This is a genomic window from Vibrio sp. F13 (genome assembly GCF_020806305.2).
GTDB classification, from domain to species: Bacteria; Pseudomonadota; Gammaproteobacteria; order Enterobacterales; family Vibrionaceae; genus Vibrio; species Vibrio crassostreae_C.
Map to the genome: position 1 here is coordinate 1,149,528 of NZ_CP170176.1, position 15,691 is coordinate 1,165,218.

The following is a 15,691-nucleotide window of genomic DNA, read 5'->3' on the forward strand; positions in this document are numbered from 1 at the left end:
TTATTTCTCCGAACTTATAACGTAGAGAACGTTGGCATTTTGAGGAACCGAAGAGAGTGGGGAGTAACCAATACGGTTTGGTTTGTCATCAAGCCAGTCGACTAAGCTGTCGGTTGACGCCGTTTTGATTTCTCTTGGATAACGCGCTTTTCCTGAAAAAGATAAACCAGCCCAGTGTGCATTCATTTGAGCGGCATTTTTTCCAAGCAAAAGCTGATAAAAGTCCTCTCTTTCGGCACTGTTCTCAGGCCAATCAGACAGTTCAACACGTTTGCCATTGAGATGCTTAGTTTTCCCTCTATAGAGCTTTCGCGCTTTGTTTATTGATATCTCTTCAAATCCGGAGTCTAAAGAAAATATGGCATAATCTTCAGCGGCGTGAGCAGGGCTTAGAAAAAGCAAGCTTCCTAATAGCCCTACCGCGACTGGCAACATGACTCTGCGGGGAAGTGTTTTTATTGTTCTAATCCAATCCATGAGGTATCTCCTAACAAGTCGCACTTTCTATTTGATGGAATAGCTTTTCTTTTCTTACGGGCTTCGCTACGTATCCATCCATTCCGGAATCAAAGCACTTTTGAATATCATCATCGATAACACTAGCGGTTAACGCGATAATAGGAGTTTTGCTTAAGCCTTGGTTTTTCTCGTGTTCTCGAATCTCCTTAGTTGCCGTGAAACCGTCCATAACAGGCATCATGCAATCCATCAAAATAATGTCGAAGCTACTGTCGTTCTGGTACATATCAACGGCAATTTGTCCGTTGTCTGCAATTTCAAAGGCATATCCGGCCTTCTTCAGCATGATAGAAGCTACTTTTTGATTGACGCGGTTGTCTTCGACTAGCAAGATTCTCTCTGATTTGCTCGGAATTGCGTTTTGTTCCGCTTCTTCAGGCAAAGTACGTTTGGTCGCAGCCCCGTTGATAATTGGAGTGACAGTTGCAGGTTGTTTCTTAGGTTGAGCTTTATAGGAAGCTGGTAGTGGCATAGCTTCTACCGCGGTGAGTACTTTCTCTTTAAGCATTTCGAACTTGAATGGTTTTGGTACATAGTCATCCATACCAACGTCGAAACACCTCTGAATATCGTCATCGATGACACTGGCGGTCAATGCAATGATAGGGATGCGTCGCGTCGCTTCTGTTTCTTTTTCAATTCTTCGGATGTTGCTTGTTGCATCAAAGCCATCCATAACCGGCATCATGCAGTCCATGAGTATCACCGCGTAATGAGGATTAGCGGTGAACATGTCCACAGCTTCTTGACCATTATTAGCGAACTCGAATTCAAAACCACTTTTACCGACATGAAGACCAGCAATTTTTTGGTTGATCTTGTTGTCTTCAACGATGAGGATTTTGTGTTGGATCTCGACTGATGTCTGGCTTGCTTCTGATAGTTCCGCCAAACCTCGTGTATCACAAAGCTCAATAGCTTTAATTAAACGCAAGCCGAGTAGGGGCTGTGCGACTTGTGCAGTAACGCTGTCACCAAGATTCGCTGGCTCACTTAAGAAGGAACGTATCAAACAGATAGTGATGCCGTTTTGGTGCAGCTTTTCTAAGTTATCTGCGTGGGTATTAGCTAGGAATGCGTCATCTTCGGCGAAAACAACAGTAATAGGTTTAGTGTGTTTTTGAGTGGAGAGCTGCTCTGTAATTGCCGTTATATCATTCGTTTTATCGGTAACCTTCAAACCATAAAGGTTAAGGTCGGACTCGATTCGCTCGGAGAGCATGTTTTCGTTACCCAGCACATAAATATCAGCCGTTGCTGTACTTGGTTTTGGCAGTATCAAGTCAACAGGCAATACCAAGTCGAAGTAGAAACAGCTTCCTTCACCTTTGACGGAGTCGAGTTGAATTTGACCACCCATCAGCTCTACCAACTGTGTACTGATGGCTAGACCAAGACCAGTACCACCAAATTGACGTGTGGTTGAATCGTCTTCTTGAGCGAACGGTTCAAATATCTGTTTTTGTTGCAGTGAATCGATACCAATACCCGTATCTCGTACAGCAAATCGAATGGTGGCATTGTTATCTGCTTTGTTGAGCGTTTGAATTGATAATGTGACGCCACCTTCAGCCGTAAACTTCACCGCATTCGACATAAAGTTCATCAAGATCTGTCTTAAACGGTGATCGTCTATCATCACGCGTGCTGGTGTATCTGGGCTGATATCAACGTTAATCGATATTCTTTGTTCTTTCGCTTTTGGTGCCACAATAGAGGCGATGTCGTATATCGACTCTCTAATCGATGCAGAATGCGGGCTGATTAATAGCATGCCAGACTCAATTTTAGAGAAGTCTAAGATATCGTTGATTAAGCTAAGGAGCAGTTGGGATGAAGTTTCGATCGTATCAACATAGTCACGTTGTGTCGGTGTAAGCGGCGTATCTGCGAGGATTTCCGAAATACCAATAACACCATTGAGCGGGGTGCGAATTTCATGAGACATGTTGGCCAAGAAGCTACTTTTTGCTTTGCTGGCTTGTATTGCGTTGTCTTTCGCGTGTTCGGCATCCTCTTTGGCTCTCTCTGCGTCTTCTTTTGCTACCGTCAATCTCTCTTTCGCGAGCTCTCGTTCGATGGTCAATCGTTCAACTTGCTGAGCAAACAGACTGAGTTCATCTTTACCTTGGATTAATTTATCTAAAGAAGGGCGCGTGTCATCATTTTCGCTTTTTAAGAAAGCTAACACCAAATTAAGGTTGTTAGTGACTTGTCTCGCCAAGCTAAGAGTTAAACCCATAACAATCGCTGCCAGCAAAGCGACGATTGAAATAAACAGGGTTCGTTGTATTTGCGCGTCATAGATGGCTTGCTCAACTTCTTGTTGAAACTCTTGCTTGATTACGCCGCCAAGGCTTTGTAATAAGTTGAGCCGTGCGCTCATCGCTTCTAAGCCGACAGACACTTCTTGTGGCGTCAGTTGGCTGATTGTATTTAGGTCGAGTAGCGCGCTTCTTATCTCTTGGCTTTGAGCAAACACATCATTTCGAAACACTTCAACCATCAAAGAAACTTGATGTTCGTTGGCGTTCAATGAAACAAAGCGCTCTAAGAACAATTGCTGTCTTTCACTCAAGGTTTTGATCTGTTCGGCGAGTTCTGGGTCGTACTCTTGGCTGATTTGGAAGATCTCAATCAGTGAACTACCAAGCTTGAACTCTTCGTTCGACCAAAACATCAACCACTCAAGTTGTTGAAGGGCAGTGAGGTGCTGTTGAATTTCACGTTTAGTGTTTTCAAAAGGGACTTTCTCTACTTCAAGTAACAGTTGCTTGTATAAATCGCTCTGCCATTCGAGGGCATCCAATTTATCGTAAGTGTCAGTCACTTGCATCGTCGATAAGGTCGCTTCGCTGAAATCGGCAACAAGTTGATTCATTTCACCAGATGCGTCTAAAAAAATGATGGGAGACAGGTTTTTAAGTTCTGCCTTTACTTGGTTGCTTTGAGTAGCAAACTCTTCAGGGCTAGAGGCTAAGGTACTTCTATACAAAATAGAAATATCTTGAAGATAGGCAGATAACTGATTGGTTCGTTCAAAATCGGTTAACTGAGTCGTTAATATATAAGCCTGTCTACCTGCTAGGAAGAGTAATAATGAAATGGGAAGTAGAACTAAGCCAAAGAGTTTATGTTTGACTGAAAGGTTATTCCAAACCGTAATCGCCATATAAGGATCCATCCAACTGTCGTTATATAAAAACAGTAGAATAAAAATGCCGATATGGAAACTTTGAAACGGTAAATTTTACGTAAGTGTGGGAGAGGTATAAGTTCTTGTGATTCCAGAGCTTATTTTGAAATGCGTTCTTTTATTAGTAATTTATAGCGTTTGGCAGTTTGTTTAATTTTATGCTTATTGATGAATCACTTAAAAAGCTTACTAATGAGGACGATTGTTATCGAGGCTTAATTCGAAAAGAAGTTGCTCTAATACGGTTTTTGCAGAGGGTTCTAATGTCCAAATACCGAGCATTCTGTTAAGTGCGGCGCGATACACTCTGTTTTTTAGTAGGAAGGCGAGTGTGCTCGTATCATTGCTGAATACGTGCATTTGTACGATGGTGAGCTCTGCTTTGTTCTCAATGTCTATTTTCTGAAGATTGAAAGCGGGTAGGAAGGCAGACTCATACCAAACCTCAACGATCTCTCGAAGCTCGATTTCTTCTTCAGGCACGTCACAGCCCTGAAATATATGATTCTCAGGAATTGCGGATAAGTAAGCAACATCAAGCTTGTCTGCAACGAATGTGTACATTTGTTTCCTTGTTACCTGTGGTATTGGATCGAATCATCTCTCTCACTTATGATTTTGTCAATTACATCCATCTCGCGAAATGACGAATTGTGAGTAAGCGTTATGATTTAGCTCAAACTGTTTAAGTATTTGTCTGTTAAGCCAAAATATTTCAAATTCCCATCCGGCTCTAACACTAAACTCATGTTTGATGTTGCGATCAAACCAGGGTCGTTAGTCGAAAAAATCACGGTCTTATTCAACAATTTATCGGAGAACAGGCGATTAAAGTATTGAGCGTTTTCTTGCTCTGCACCGTTGAACGGTTCATCAATGATAATCAGAGATTGCTCACAGTTACCTAGGCCAAGTGCCAGACGCAGTTTTTGTTGAATTCCATTCGGAAGACTTTTGCATTTATCCACGCTTAACTGAGTAGCCAAGCCTTCCGGAAGCCATTCATCTAATTCGAAGAAGCTGATCATCTCTTGCATCTTGTCTGTTGGAATCAGTCCGTTGTGTAAAATGAAGTTGGTCTCAAGTGAGCCTTCAAAAATATGCAAATTGAAAGGGATGTAGTTAATCGACGTGCGATAACGGTAGCTATTGAACTGTTTAATGTTGTAACCATCGACAGATACAGCGCCTTGATAGCGGTCTTCTAACCCAGCAATGATTGAAATTAAGGTGGTTTTACCGCAGCCCGTAGGGCCACAAATGACCACTTTGGCACTGGGTGGCACTTTGAAACCAAGGTTGGTTAAGCCGGTCGCCGCTCCTGCATATCGGTGACTGACACCGCTGCCCACAATGCTTCCTTGGAACAGGCGAATAGGTGGGCTTTTTTCTAAGGTCAATTTGTCGTCATTCATCGACATCAGGTTGTTTATCTGTGCTGATGAAGCCTTGATCGATTGGAACTTGGAAATTGAGTTATAGATACCCATGATTGGGCCTAACGCTTTCCAAACCAAAATAACGGTTGCGAGCATGGCACCCGCATCAGAAGTACCTTCCATCACGCCGATTACCGCGGTCACGATACTTGCTGTACCAATCACTTGAATCAAACTGCCACCAGCGGCCTGAATCTTACTGTTAGTCACGGCAACGTTCTCTGCATCGCTGGTGCTTTGCATATGCGATGCACTGAATCGAGATTGAACGACACGAAGTAAAGGCAGGCCTTGGATTGTTTTGATACCACGAAGGATTTCGTTCCATTGATACGAGACCATCGCATTGGCGCGCGAACTTTTGGATGTGGCTTGCGAGTAGATATAGCGAGAGTAAATACAGAACACTAACATCAGTATTAAGCCGCCCATCACCACCAATGCCGCTGTACCAGACATCAGAGCAATGGCGATGATAAATACAATCACAAACGGCATATCAAAATAGCTAAGCGTTGATTCTGCGGTCACCAAGCGTCGGAAGGTATCGATATCTTTCAAACGTGCTAGCTGAGAAGAGACCCCAGCAGTAGATGTCATCGCATAGGGTAGCCAAAGCAATTTAGATATAACGGCTTGCGAGATGTGCACGGCGAGGTCTTTACCGGAAGTGGCAATGATATTGACCCGCATTTTCTTAAAGAAGTATTCAGAGAAGCCGACAATAATGGCGAATAAGGTTAGCCAATAGAGTGTGGCTTCGGAGCTCGAAGTCAGTGCGAAGTTATATACACTCATAATAAAGAATGGCTGCAATGCACCGAGAATACTGATGACGAAGCTGAGAATGATCAGGCTTTTAAGTTCATTGTTATAACGATAGAAAGCGTATTTAATCCAATTGCTTCTGTCTTGCGATTCCGGAGGTGGCTCGCGGAACAGACGAGAATATTCGCTAATCGCAATCAGCAAACAGGGCTTTTTGCACATTGGGTATTCAATGGTGTTGTTGTTCGTGTAATCAAACAGCAGCAACTTTCCATCTTTGGTGCCTAAGAAAATCGCACTTAGATTCTCTATTTCAATAAAGCATGGCTGAGGGTGTTTATCTATATTCTCGAGTGTCTTTAATTTGGTCACATCACAGCGATACCCAAGACGCTCTATGGTTGCTGTAAAGCTGTCGCTGTCTTTGTGTTTCGGAATAAAAGCATCGCTGAGTATCGCGGGTGTGCCTTCCCATTCGAGTGCTATCAAGGTGTAGGCCAAACCGCGGATAAGTGGCGATTGACTGTAACGTTCGTCGTATCCGCTGGATTCAAAATCCAAGACACGTTGCGGTACATTATTGAAGTCGACTAAAATACTCATTGGTCACCTCCGGTAAGTTTTACGCGTTTGAGGCGATGGTTAAGCTTGTCCATTTTATTACTGGCGATGATCAAGATTTTGTCGTTGGCTCGATAAGCCGTACTGGTGAGAACCATTCGTGCAAATTCCTCATCAAACACACAGTCGATGTCATCAAATATCAATACGCGCTTACTGGCGAGCAGGGCGCGAACTAATAATAGGGCGTAGCCAACTTGGCGTGAGAATGGGTTACGCATATGGCCTTTGAGTTCTGTATAAAAACCGGCAGGAAGCCCATCAATTTGAGCTTTGATGTTCATGGTTTCACACAGTGCAAACGCCGTGTTATTCAAGCTTGGGCGGAAACAGGTGAGGTTATCGATAATCGTCCCTTCTACGAATGAACTGGTCTTATCAACCATCAGAACACTGTTACGCCAAACGTTGTAATTGACGTCATCCAAAGGCGTGTCGTTAATCATGATATCTAGTTTGCTATCACTGTTCTGACGCGTAATACAGTTAGCGAGGTGGGTCTTACCTGAACCACTTTTCCCTGTCAGCAAATAGGCTTGTCCGAGTTCGAACTCGATACGCTGCTTTTCAGAATACTTAACCGAGATACGTTCTACTTCTGTTGTTTCATGTTGGTGTTCAACAGAGGCGGCCAATTCAAGGAGGTCAACGATACGCTGAATATGGAGTTTGTTTAACTCCCAACGGCTCGCGGTGCGCATCACTTGTTGGTAAGGCGCAAAATAACGGTTGGTTAGCATGATGATCGCGGCCATGATGCCTTGGCTAGATTCCATATTGATAACGGCCGTTGCCAGTACCACAACAACGCAAGCAATGGATAGCTGTTGGATGAGCGCCAAAATCAAGCCAAAGTTCGACTCGATTTGCTCATATTTGATGTTCTCCACTTCACGCTCTTCGACCATTTGTGTCATCAGGCTTTCAACGCGGTACTCCATGTTTCGCGCTTTAATATCAAGCGGGCTAGAGATGATCTCAATGATTTTGGAGGTAGTTAACCCTTCGATGTCTGACTTATTCTGCAAACTACCAATCTTTTGTTTGGAAAGGCTCCACGCAAAAATAGCCAAGATGACAGAGGCAATCAGAAGGGTAATGCCAGCCCATATGTTGATGAGTCCTATGATGAGGATAGTGATCACGCTGACGGCAAGGTTGATAAGCGCTCGAACCGATTCGCCACCAAAGAAGGTTTTCAATTCAGGAATGGTTGAGATTCGTTCTAGGTATTCGCCTGGCTCCAAACGTCGGAACTTAGAGATTTCCGCCAAACAGATGGATTGAAATACCTTATTGGTTAAGTTGGTCTCAAACTGCCTCATGATGACAGAGGCAATCTTCTCTTCCTGATTTTTTAAGTGATAGTCGAGGAAGATAGAAATCAAGATAATCGCGAACAATAAGAACAGAGTATCTTGTGCTTGGTTGGGTAACACTCGGTCAAAAATGATCAGAATGGAGAAGGGCAGTACCAAACCAAACAGGGTCGATATTATCGTTGAGAAAGTCAGATAACACTTATCTGCCATGTTGATCTTTTGCGAAAACTGCTCAGTTTGCATTGCGACCTCCTTTCCTCAACGACTCCGTTGAGAGAAGATGTTTAGGCACCAAATCTTGATTGTCTCGTCCCTCAATATCGCTCATTAATTGCATCACGCTTTCGATAGATTGAATTGAGAGTATTCCCTTAATTTGCTCAAGCTTGATGGTCTCGATGATGTAGTCGTATCGTGCGCTTTCGTAGTCTCTTAAGGCGCTGAATAGTTTACTTTCCGCCGCCAGCAAGTCGGTGATAGTACGCGTGCCCAATTGGTAGGCTCTTTGGATCCCTTTATAAGACGCGTAGTTGGCGCGAATGATGTTTTCGTAACTGCTTATAGACTGCGAGAAATCGTTAATGTTGAGCACGGAGGTATTCACACTGTTACGTGTGGTGTAAAGCGAATCTTGGTAAAGCAGCTCAGTACGTTCGATGGCCGTCGATGATTTTTGATAGTCGTAGTAATCAGAGCCACCAGACAAGATAGGAACTGCTAGGTTTAACCCAACACTGGTTGAGTTACTTTCGCCTGTCGCTGTAATGTCGGTTTTGTCGAAGTTATTGGCGTCATCGTGTCGATAGCTGGCTGAAAGCGATACGGTCGGTAAGAAGTTCGAACCGCTCTCTTTTAAGCTTCTGCGGCTTCTCTCGACGTTTTTCTTAGCCACTAACAAGTCGTTGTTGAGCTTTAACGCTTGATCCATGATTGATCGTTGTTCGGTTTCGTTTATCTCTTTTAAAGGCACACTTTCGTAGATATCTTGAGACGGAGTGATAGGGTATTGAATCTGAATCGATAGCCCGTTGAGAATGACGCGACGGTCTTTCTGCAAGGTTCTCAATCGATTCGACACACCTTCTTTCTGAGCAATCACTTCGTAAAGCTCACTGGCGGCTGTATTGCCGAGTTCCACATTGCGTCGCATTTGATGTTCACGCGTCTCAGACGACTTAAGCTCTACCTTGGTCGCTTTAATTTGTGCGTTGTTTTTCAAATACTCAAAGTATTGAGAGCCGATTTCTGAAATAGTGCTTTGGATTTTGTTCTCGTGTTTAATCTCTTCAATGTTGAAGTCGAGCTTTGCCGTCCCATATTTGAAAATATCGCCCAGATTGAAGATCGATTGAGAAAGGGAAAGGCTGTAGCTGTTCGAGTTATAGCTTGAAGTTTCATCAGGCACACTTGATAGCAAGGTTTCATTTTCATTCCATGTGGTATCGGCAGCACCATTGAGGGAAGGAAGAAATTTTGAGCGGCTGATACCAATGTTGTACTCGTTCTCTTCGACCCCTTTATCACTCGCCCGAAGAGAAAGGCTGTTCTGCAGACCGAGTTCTACCGCCTCAAGCAGGGTAGTCGCCGATGCTGAAGGTGTCGTGCTTAATGTAAGCGCAGCTATGATGCTGCTAGTTAAGTTTTTGTACCGCCACATACTTGTTGATCACCTTGATGATTTGGTCGCTTTTATAAGGTTTGCTGATTACGTAATCCATTCCGGCCTCAATACAAGCCTGGTGTTCGTTACTGCTGGTCAATGCGGTTGCACCTATGATGGTACAAGGGTTTTTCTCGTTTTCTTGTTCGAATTGGCGAATGCGTTTTGTGGCTTCGATGCCACCCATACCCGGCATGATGCAATCCATGAAGATGATGTCAGAACGCTTGTTCATAAAGTGCTTCACGGCATCGGCGCCATCGCCAACCATGTCTGGTTCATATTCTTGTTTGGTCAAGATTCGTTTCAGTAAAATTTGTTGAACTCGGTCATCCTCTACGATAAGGAATGAGCTGTTTTCCATCTGTTCTTCCGATGCTTCCGCTTCCATAATGGTGAGTAGGTTTGGAATGAACTCGTAAGGGATAGCAGGAGCGTTGATGATTTTGTCGACGAAGCTATGACACTCTTGTGCTTGCTGAGTGTTGGTCACTGACAACAGTAACTTGGTATTTGGGTGGTTCTTAAGCTGAGATTTCACCGTCTTGCTCAACGACGGCAGCTTGTTGGGTTCAAAGGTATCGGTGAGCATAATCGCATCGTAATCACCGAACGTTTTCGCCGCTGAGAAAAGCTCATTTGCAGTGCGAATCTCGGTGATATCAAGCCCCAAGTTACTGAGCATTTTCTTCATCACATCGATGCGAACTTGAGTATTAGCACACAAGAGTAAACGCTTGCCATCAAAGCGAGTTTTCTCTGTGTGGAAGTTCTTAGCCTTAAGATCAAGCTCGATCTGAAAACGTTCCTGCGTACCCGATTGGAACCAGTGACTTTCGTAATACCCGTAATCTTTTAATACGCTTTTTGCCAAGTCGTCTGTGCTTGCGGTGTGGTCCTTGTGACTGCTCCAATGGAGTTTATTGAGCTTGGCTACAGAGACATCTAACGTTGAAAGGAAGTTTAGATTGATGGTAACTCGGGTATTTTCCATGTCTGAAGCCGCCCCAGATTCAATCGTCACAAATAGTTTCTTATTTGATTTGAGTTGAATGGCATTGGAAAGCTGCAGGAACAATATCCAGAACAAGCTGGTGGATTGGCCTTCTACGCGATTGGGTAAGTTGTCGGAAATAAAGCAGTCCAGTTGGCTTTCATTACGTTGTACTTTGGCACTGATATGAATCATTAATTCAGATAACACGCTCAGCAGAGAAAACTCTTTCGACTTGCTTTCCGTACCCTGTGAAATCAATCGATTATAGTTTTCTGCTAGCTCAGATAGGGTGCTACATGCAGAGGTAATATCCTTCGCCATCAATACGCCATTTTCATCGGTTTCTTGAACCAGATATTGGACACCACCGTTGATGGTGTTTGTAATTCCGCGAATCTCATAACCGATCAGCGCATACAACTGTTTGTAGAGATCGTTATTGCGCTTTTGGTCTTCTAATTTACTGAAAATAAGTTTGAGATGAGAGTAAATCTGACGCTGCTTGGGGTTGATGCTAACTTCATTAAGAAGCTCTTCAAGACGTTGTAAATCTAGCTGCTTCAGCTCTTGATACAGGGCATCGAATTCATAGTCGATTTCGCGTTCGTTAGAACTGGATTTCTTTAGCTTCAACATAGCAACTGAGTTGGATAGAATCGTAATCACAGCCAATATCACGACCACCATAAACAACCAGATAAAGAACTCGTTTTTTTCTGACATTAAGTCATTTGCATGGTTGTTAAACATGGTGCGATAGTTGTCGTCCATCTGCAGATAGTTATTGGTCAATGAAAGGTACAAGCCTAATACGTCGTTACGTGTTTTTGCGCTATCGGAGAAACGATTAATCGCCAATTCCAGTTGTGTGTATTCAGTTGCCCCAACCAAGCTGAACTCGGTTTTGTTCAACGAGGCTAAAGAGCGAAATTCATCAATTTCAAGCTTCAAGTTAACCAGGTTGAATTCGTTAGTGCCGCAAGTGTTGGTACTTAAACACTGTTGCAGAGTTTGAATATCTTGTTCTATGGTCTGATTAAGCTTCTGGGCTTGTATGAGCAGTGGGGCGCTTTGCACTTGTGCGACTGAATCTATTTTTGACCAAGAAAAGTATAAATAGAAAGCGAGCGCAGCCAATACCACGCTAAATAGTATGCTTAGACGTAGGGCGGGTATGGAAATATTGTACGAAGGTTTACCGCTCATTGATTATCTCTCATCGAAAGCATCCTCGATGGCTGACATCACCGGTTTCGCAGCGTATTCGATCACGCGACGCGAGCCTGTTTTCACATCAGCGGTAAACTCCATGTAAGGTGATAACTTGTATTGAGTGCCTCCTCGTTCAAGAAAGTTTCGGTCAATTTCAATCTCAGCTAAATAGAATTCAGCGTCTTCTTCTTCGTATGATGAACGGCTGATTGAGGCGATGGTTCCCTCAACAAACCCGTATTTTGCAAAGTTATAGGTATCCATTTTTACTTTCACTGCCTGACCAATTTCGACAAATCCCATGTCTTTACGTGGGATCTTCGCTTCACCGTGTAACGAATTATTTATTGGGGCAATATCGGCGATACTTTCTCCTGGCGGAATCACAGCAGAACGGAAATTGAAGTGAAGTTTATCGACCACACCATCGACTGGCGAGTAGACGACTAGGCGATCAACCTTGTCGGAATGCTGCGGTTGTAAGATTCGCTTTAGCTTGAGGTCTTTGTTCGCTTGAATGATTTGTGCTTGGTACTCAGAGTTTCGATTCTCAACCAAGTCACGGTGTTGCTTTTCCAGTTTGTCGAGTTGGAAACGCTCATTCATCACAGATTCGTCAAGGTTCTCAATCTCACGCACCATATTCGACTCTTGTACTTTCATGTTAAGAACGTCGACATAAGACGCCATCTCTTCTTTATAAAGCGTATTTTTGATGTTGAGTTGTTTGCGAATGAGCGATAGTTGGTTCTCTGAACTTTTACGACGCTTAAGCATTGACCTAATCAGGGAGTTTTTGTGTTTAATATCGTGGGTAATGAGCTCTTCATTTGAACGGTTTTTAGAGAACTCTTGTCGCCATGTATTCATGTTGACCTGAACTTGTTCTGGAAATTTTTCGATATAAGAAGCGAAGTTGGGTTCTACCATGTCGCGTAAGCTTTCATAACGAATCTTATCGAGCTCTATCTGAATAATCTCAGTATTCACGGTATCGAGTTGTGTGTTGCGGTCTAGTGAGCGAATTCGTGCGATCGGCTGTCCTTCATAAACGACTTCTCCTTTTCGGACTAACATCTCTTCCAATATGCCGCCTTCTAGGTGTTGAACCTTCTCAACGTCAGATTCCAACAACAGTTCACCACGTACAGAAACGACGATGTCGATACGCGCTTGTGATGCCACGGCAATAGCGACTAAAGCGAGTAGGAATATGATGAGCAACGTTTTGTGAACACTGGTCATGGCACTTGCAAGCACAATGGTGTCATCAGCTGTGACCTTAGAAGCCTCATTATTAGAAACGAGCGCTTTTCTTAAGTGGTGTTCTATTTGGTTATTGCTCATGACTACCTCGATAACTTGTCATCTATTACTTCCTTAATGTCCAACAAGTGATTGATTTGTCGATTGACGTTGTGCAATTCAGTTTTTACATCCTCTAAAAGATCTTCAGGTGCAGGGAATTCGTGCTTACTCAAATGTTCCAATTTGGCCATTTTGGGTGGCAAGTCTTGATCACACAGTAAAGTTAAGATGGTCTTTAATCTCTTTGAGTAGTTGTTGAGTTCATCAAAACGGTCACTTTTATGGAGCGTCTCTATGTTGATCGCTGCGTCTGAAAAGTCCTTATAAAAATCGCCTAGTAGCAATTGAAGCCCTTTGTGGTTGTTGTCGATTGAACGCAGCAAACTCGTCATGTCTATCATCATTCCACCGCCGTAATTGCTTTAATCACAATAACTAAGGATGTTTAAAGGTAGTTTTCAAATTTTTTTTGATTCTTTATGTATAAAAAGAAAAATATGAAAAATGTTGTATAAAAACTTGGTTTTTCAAAATGGTGTCCTTTAATGCCTCTAAATACGATCAGTTAGCTAGTAGCAACGGAGGCTGTAATGGCAGGCGAAAATAACCAAAACAACCAAAATGAAGATCTCAATGACGCGGTAGAACAAACGGACACGAACGACGCGGGTACGCCCTCCCAACAGCAGAATCAACAAAATCAACAAAATACGATTGCGTCGACAATAGCGACGGGTGCTGAAAACACGGATGCGGCCGACGAGGTTAATCAGGCTTTAGAAGACAATCCGAGTGGCGCAGGTAATGCTGAAGATGCGTCGGCTTCTGGTGCGGCTGTTCAAGAAGAGACGCCAGAAAGCGATGGAGATTCTGATGCAGCTCAATCCAATGTAGTCGGTGGTGCGGCTTCGGAAGCTGGCTCGGACAATGCTGCTGGCAGTGGTGGCGGAGCAGGTGCTGGCGCTCAAGCAGTAGGTGGCGATAACGCAGAGTCTGCGACAGGTGGAGCAGATGCTGAAGGTAATGAAGAACAAGGCCAAGCTGCACGTACCTCTGCAGCGTCGAGTTCTACATCTTCTGAATCGGGTGAGCAACAAGTCGGTGACGACCTCGATTCACAGACAGTCGAAGAGACATTTGCCGTTGATGTTCAAGCTTCAGATGAAGAGACCATCAGTGAAGTAGAGGATGACTTTGATTCTGAAACAGTAAGCGAAACGTTCAAAATCCAAGTAGAAAGTGAAAATGATGCGCCAGAAGCAGAACAAAATCTGGCTTACATCATGGATGAAGATGGCTCCATAACATTCACTCAAGAACAATTACTCGAATACGCAAGTGATGTAGATGGGGACGAACTGGTTGCATCTAACGTTCAAGTTGGTGCTGATGCAACAGTTCAAGACAATGGTGATGGTACTTTCACAGTAGTTCCTTCAGCTGACTTCAATGGTGAACTTGACCTTACTTTCGACATCAGTGATGGCCAAGAAACGATTAGCAGCGCAATTGATTTAACGGTACGTCCGATTAATGACGCGCCGGTTCCTGAAGATAAAACGTTTGAAATAGAGGAAGATGGCACACTCATCTTCACCGATGCAGACCTGTTAACAGGTGCTACAGACATTGAAGGTGACAACCTAACGGTTGAAGGTGTGACCTACGATGGTGGCGACGGTATCCTTACCGACAACGGTAACGGCACGTACACCTTTGCGCCAAATGAAAACTTCAATGGTGACGTAAACTTCGGCTTCGATGTGTCAGACGGAACCGATACGGTATCAGCAAACATCGACGTGAGCGTAACTGCCGTTGATGATGCGCCAGTGTCTGGCGACCTAGCGTACTCAATCGACGAAGATGGTTCGATTCGTCTAAGCCAAGAGCAATTGCTATCACAAGCATCTGACGTAGAGGGCGATGACCTTACGGCTAGCGACCTTACGGTTGGTGGAGATGCGACGGTTGTAGCTAATGATGACGGCAGCTTCACGATTACGCCAGATGAGAACTTCAATGGTGATATCGATATTAGCTTCGATATCTCAGATGGTACCAATACCGTTCAAGCATCAGCTGACCTAACGGTTAACCCAGTTAACGACCTGCCAGTCCCTCAAGATCAACAGTTCAGCGTTGAAGAAGACGGCACACTCATCTTCACTGATGCAGACCTGTTAACAGGCGCAACGGACATTGAAGGCGACAACCTAACTGTTGAAGGTGTGACCTACGATGGCGGCGACGGTATCTTGACCGACAACGGCAACGGGACTTACACCTTTGCGCCGAATGAAAACTTCAATGGCGACGTAAACTTCGGTTTTGATGTGTCTGACGGCACCGATACGGTCTCTGCCAACATCGATGTGAGTGTAACTGCCGTTGATGATGCACCTGTGTCAGGCGATTTAGCGTACTCAATCGACGAAGATGGTTCTATCCGTCTAAGCCAAGAGCAACTGTTATCACAAGCATCTGATGTTGAAGGCGATGACCTTACTGCTAGTGGCCTAACGGTTGACGGTGATGCAACGGTTGTAGCCAACGACGATGGCAGCTTTACGATTACGCCAGATGAGAACTTCAATGGTGACATCGATATCAGTTTCGATATCTCTGATGGCACCAATACCGTTCAAG

At 43.9% G+C, this 15,691-nt stretch carries 9 protein-coding genes and 1 pseudogene; 1 reads left to right on the forward strand and 9 read right to left on the reverse strand.

Annotation, left to right across the window (positions count from 1 at the left end; genetic code table 11):
- The 9 genes from LMH68_RS20140 to LMH68_RS20180 all read right to left on the reverse strand — a co-directional run bounded on the left by LMH68_RS20140 (position 1) and on the right by LMH68_RS20180 (position 13,446).
- Positions 1-477 (reverse strand): hypothetical protein, encoded by a 477-nt coding sequence (locus LMH68_RS20140; RefSeq protein WP_017060466.1) that lies wholly within the window; start codon positions 475-477, stop codon positions 1-3.
- Between the two features lie 10 nt (positions 478-487).
- Entirely contained in the window at positions 488-3,691 is a 3,204-nt protein-coding gene (locus LMH68_RS20145; RefSeq protein WP_229648368.1) for a response regulator, read from the reverse strand.
- 213 nt (positions 3,692-3,904) lie between these two features.
- On the reverse strand, positions 3,905-4,279 hold the full coding sequence (locus LMH68_RS20150) for a hypothetical protein (protein WP_229648369.1): 375 nt from the start codon (positions 4,277-4,279) through the stop codon (positions 3,905-3,907).
- A gap of 107 nt (positions 4,280-4,386) precedes the next feature.
- Positions 4,387-6,525, reverse strand: coding sequence for an ATP-binding cassette domain-containing protein (locus LMH68_RS20155; RefSeq protein WP_136975020.1), 2,139 nt, complete (start codon positions 6,523-6,525; stop codon positions 4,387-4,389).
- Complete coding sequence (locus LMH68_RS20160; RefSeq protein WP_229648370.1) at positions 6,522-8,108, reverse strand: ABC transporter transmembrane domain-containing protein; 1,587 nt, start codon at positions 8,106-8,108, stop codon at positions 6,522-6,524. The genes LMH68_RS20155 and LMH68_RS20160 overlap by 4 nt, the downstream gene beginning before the upstream one ends.
- Complete coding sequence (locus tag LMH68_RS20165) at positions 8,098-9,522, reverse strand: TolC family protein (protein ID WP_229648371.1); 1,425 nt, start codon at positions 9,520-9,522, stop codon at positions 8,098-8,100. The genes LMH68_RS20160 and LMH68_RS20165 overlap by 11 nt, the downstream gene beginning before the upstream one ends.
- A complete protein-coding gene (locus LMH68_RS20170; protein WP_229648372.1) occupies positions 9,497-11,728 on the reverse strand; it encodes a response regulator in 2,232 nt (743 codons plus the stop codon). The genes LMH68_RS20165 and LMH68_RS20170 overlap by 26 nt, the downstream gene beginning before the upstream one ends.
- 3 nt (positions 11,729-11,731) lie before the next feature.
- Positions 11,732-13,081: an HlyD family type I secretion periplasmic adaptor subunit gene (locus tag LMH68_RS20175; RefSeq protein ID WP_017092939.1), complete on the reverse strand. Its 1,350-nt coding sequence runs from the start codon at positions 13,079-13,081 to the stop codon at positions 11,732-11,734.
- Positions 13,082-13,083: 2 nt separating this feature from the next.
- On the reverse strand, positions 13,084-13,446 hold the full coding sequence (locus LMH68_RS20180; protein ID WP_229648373.1) for a hypothetical protein: 363 nt from the start codon (positions 13,444-13,446) through the stop codon (positions 13,084-13,086).
- A 186-nt stretch (positions 13,447-13,632) separates the two neighbouring features.
- Between LMH68_RS20180 and LMH68_RS20185 the strand changes: the two are divergent.
- Positions 13,633-15,690: pseudogene (locus LMH68_RS20185) on the forward strand (tandem-95 repeat protein); the annotation flags it as partial.
- Between the last annotated feature and the right edge of the window lies 1 nt (position 15,691).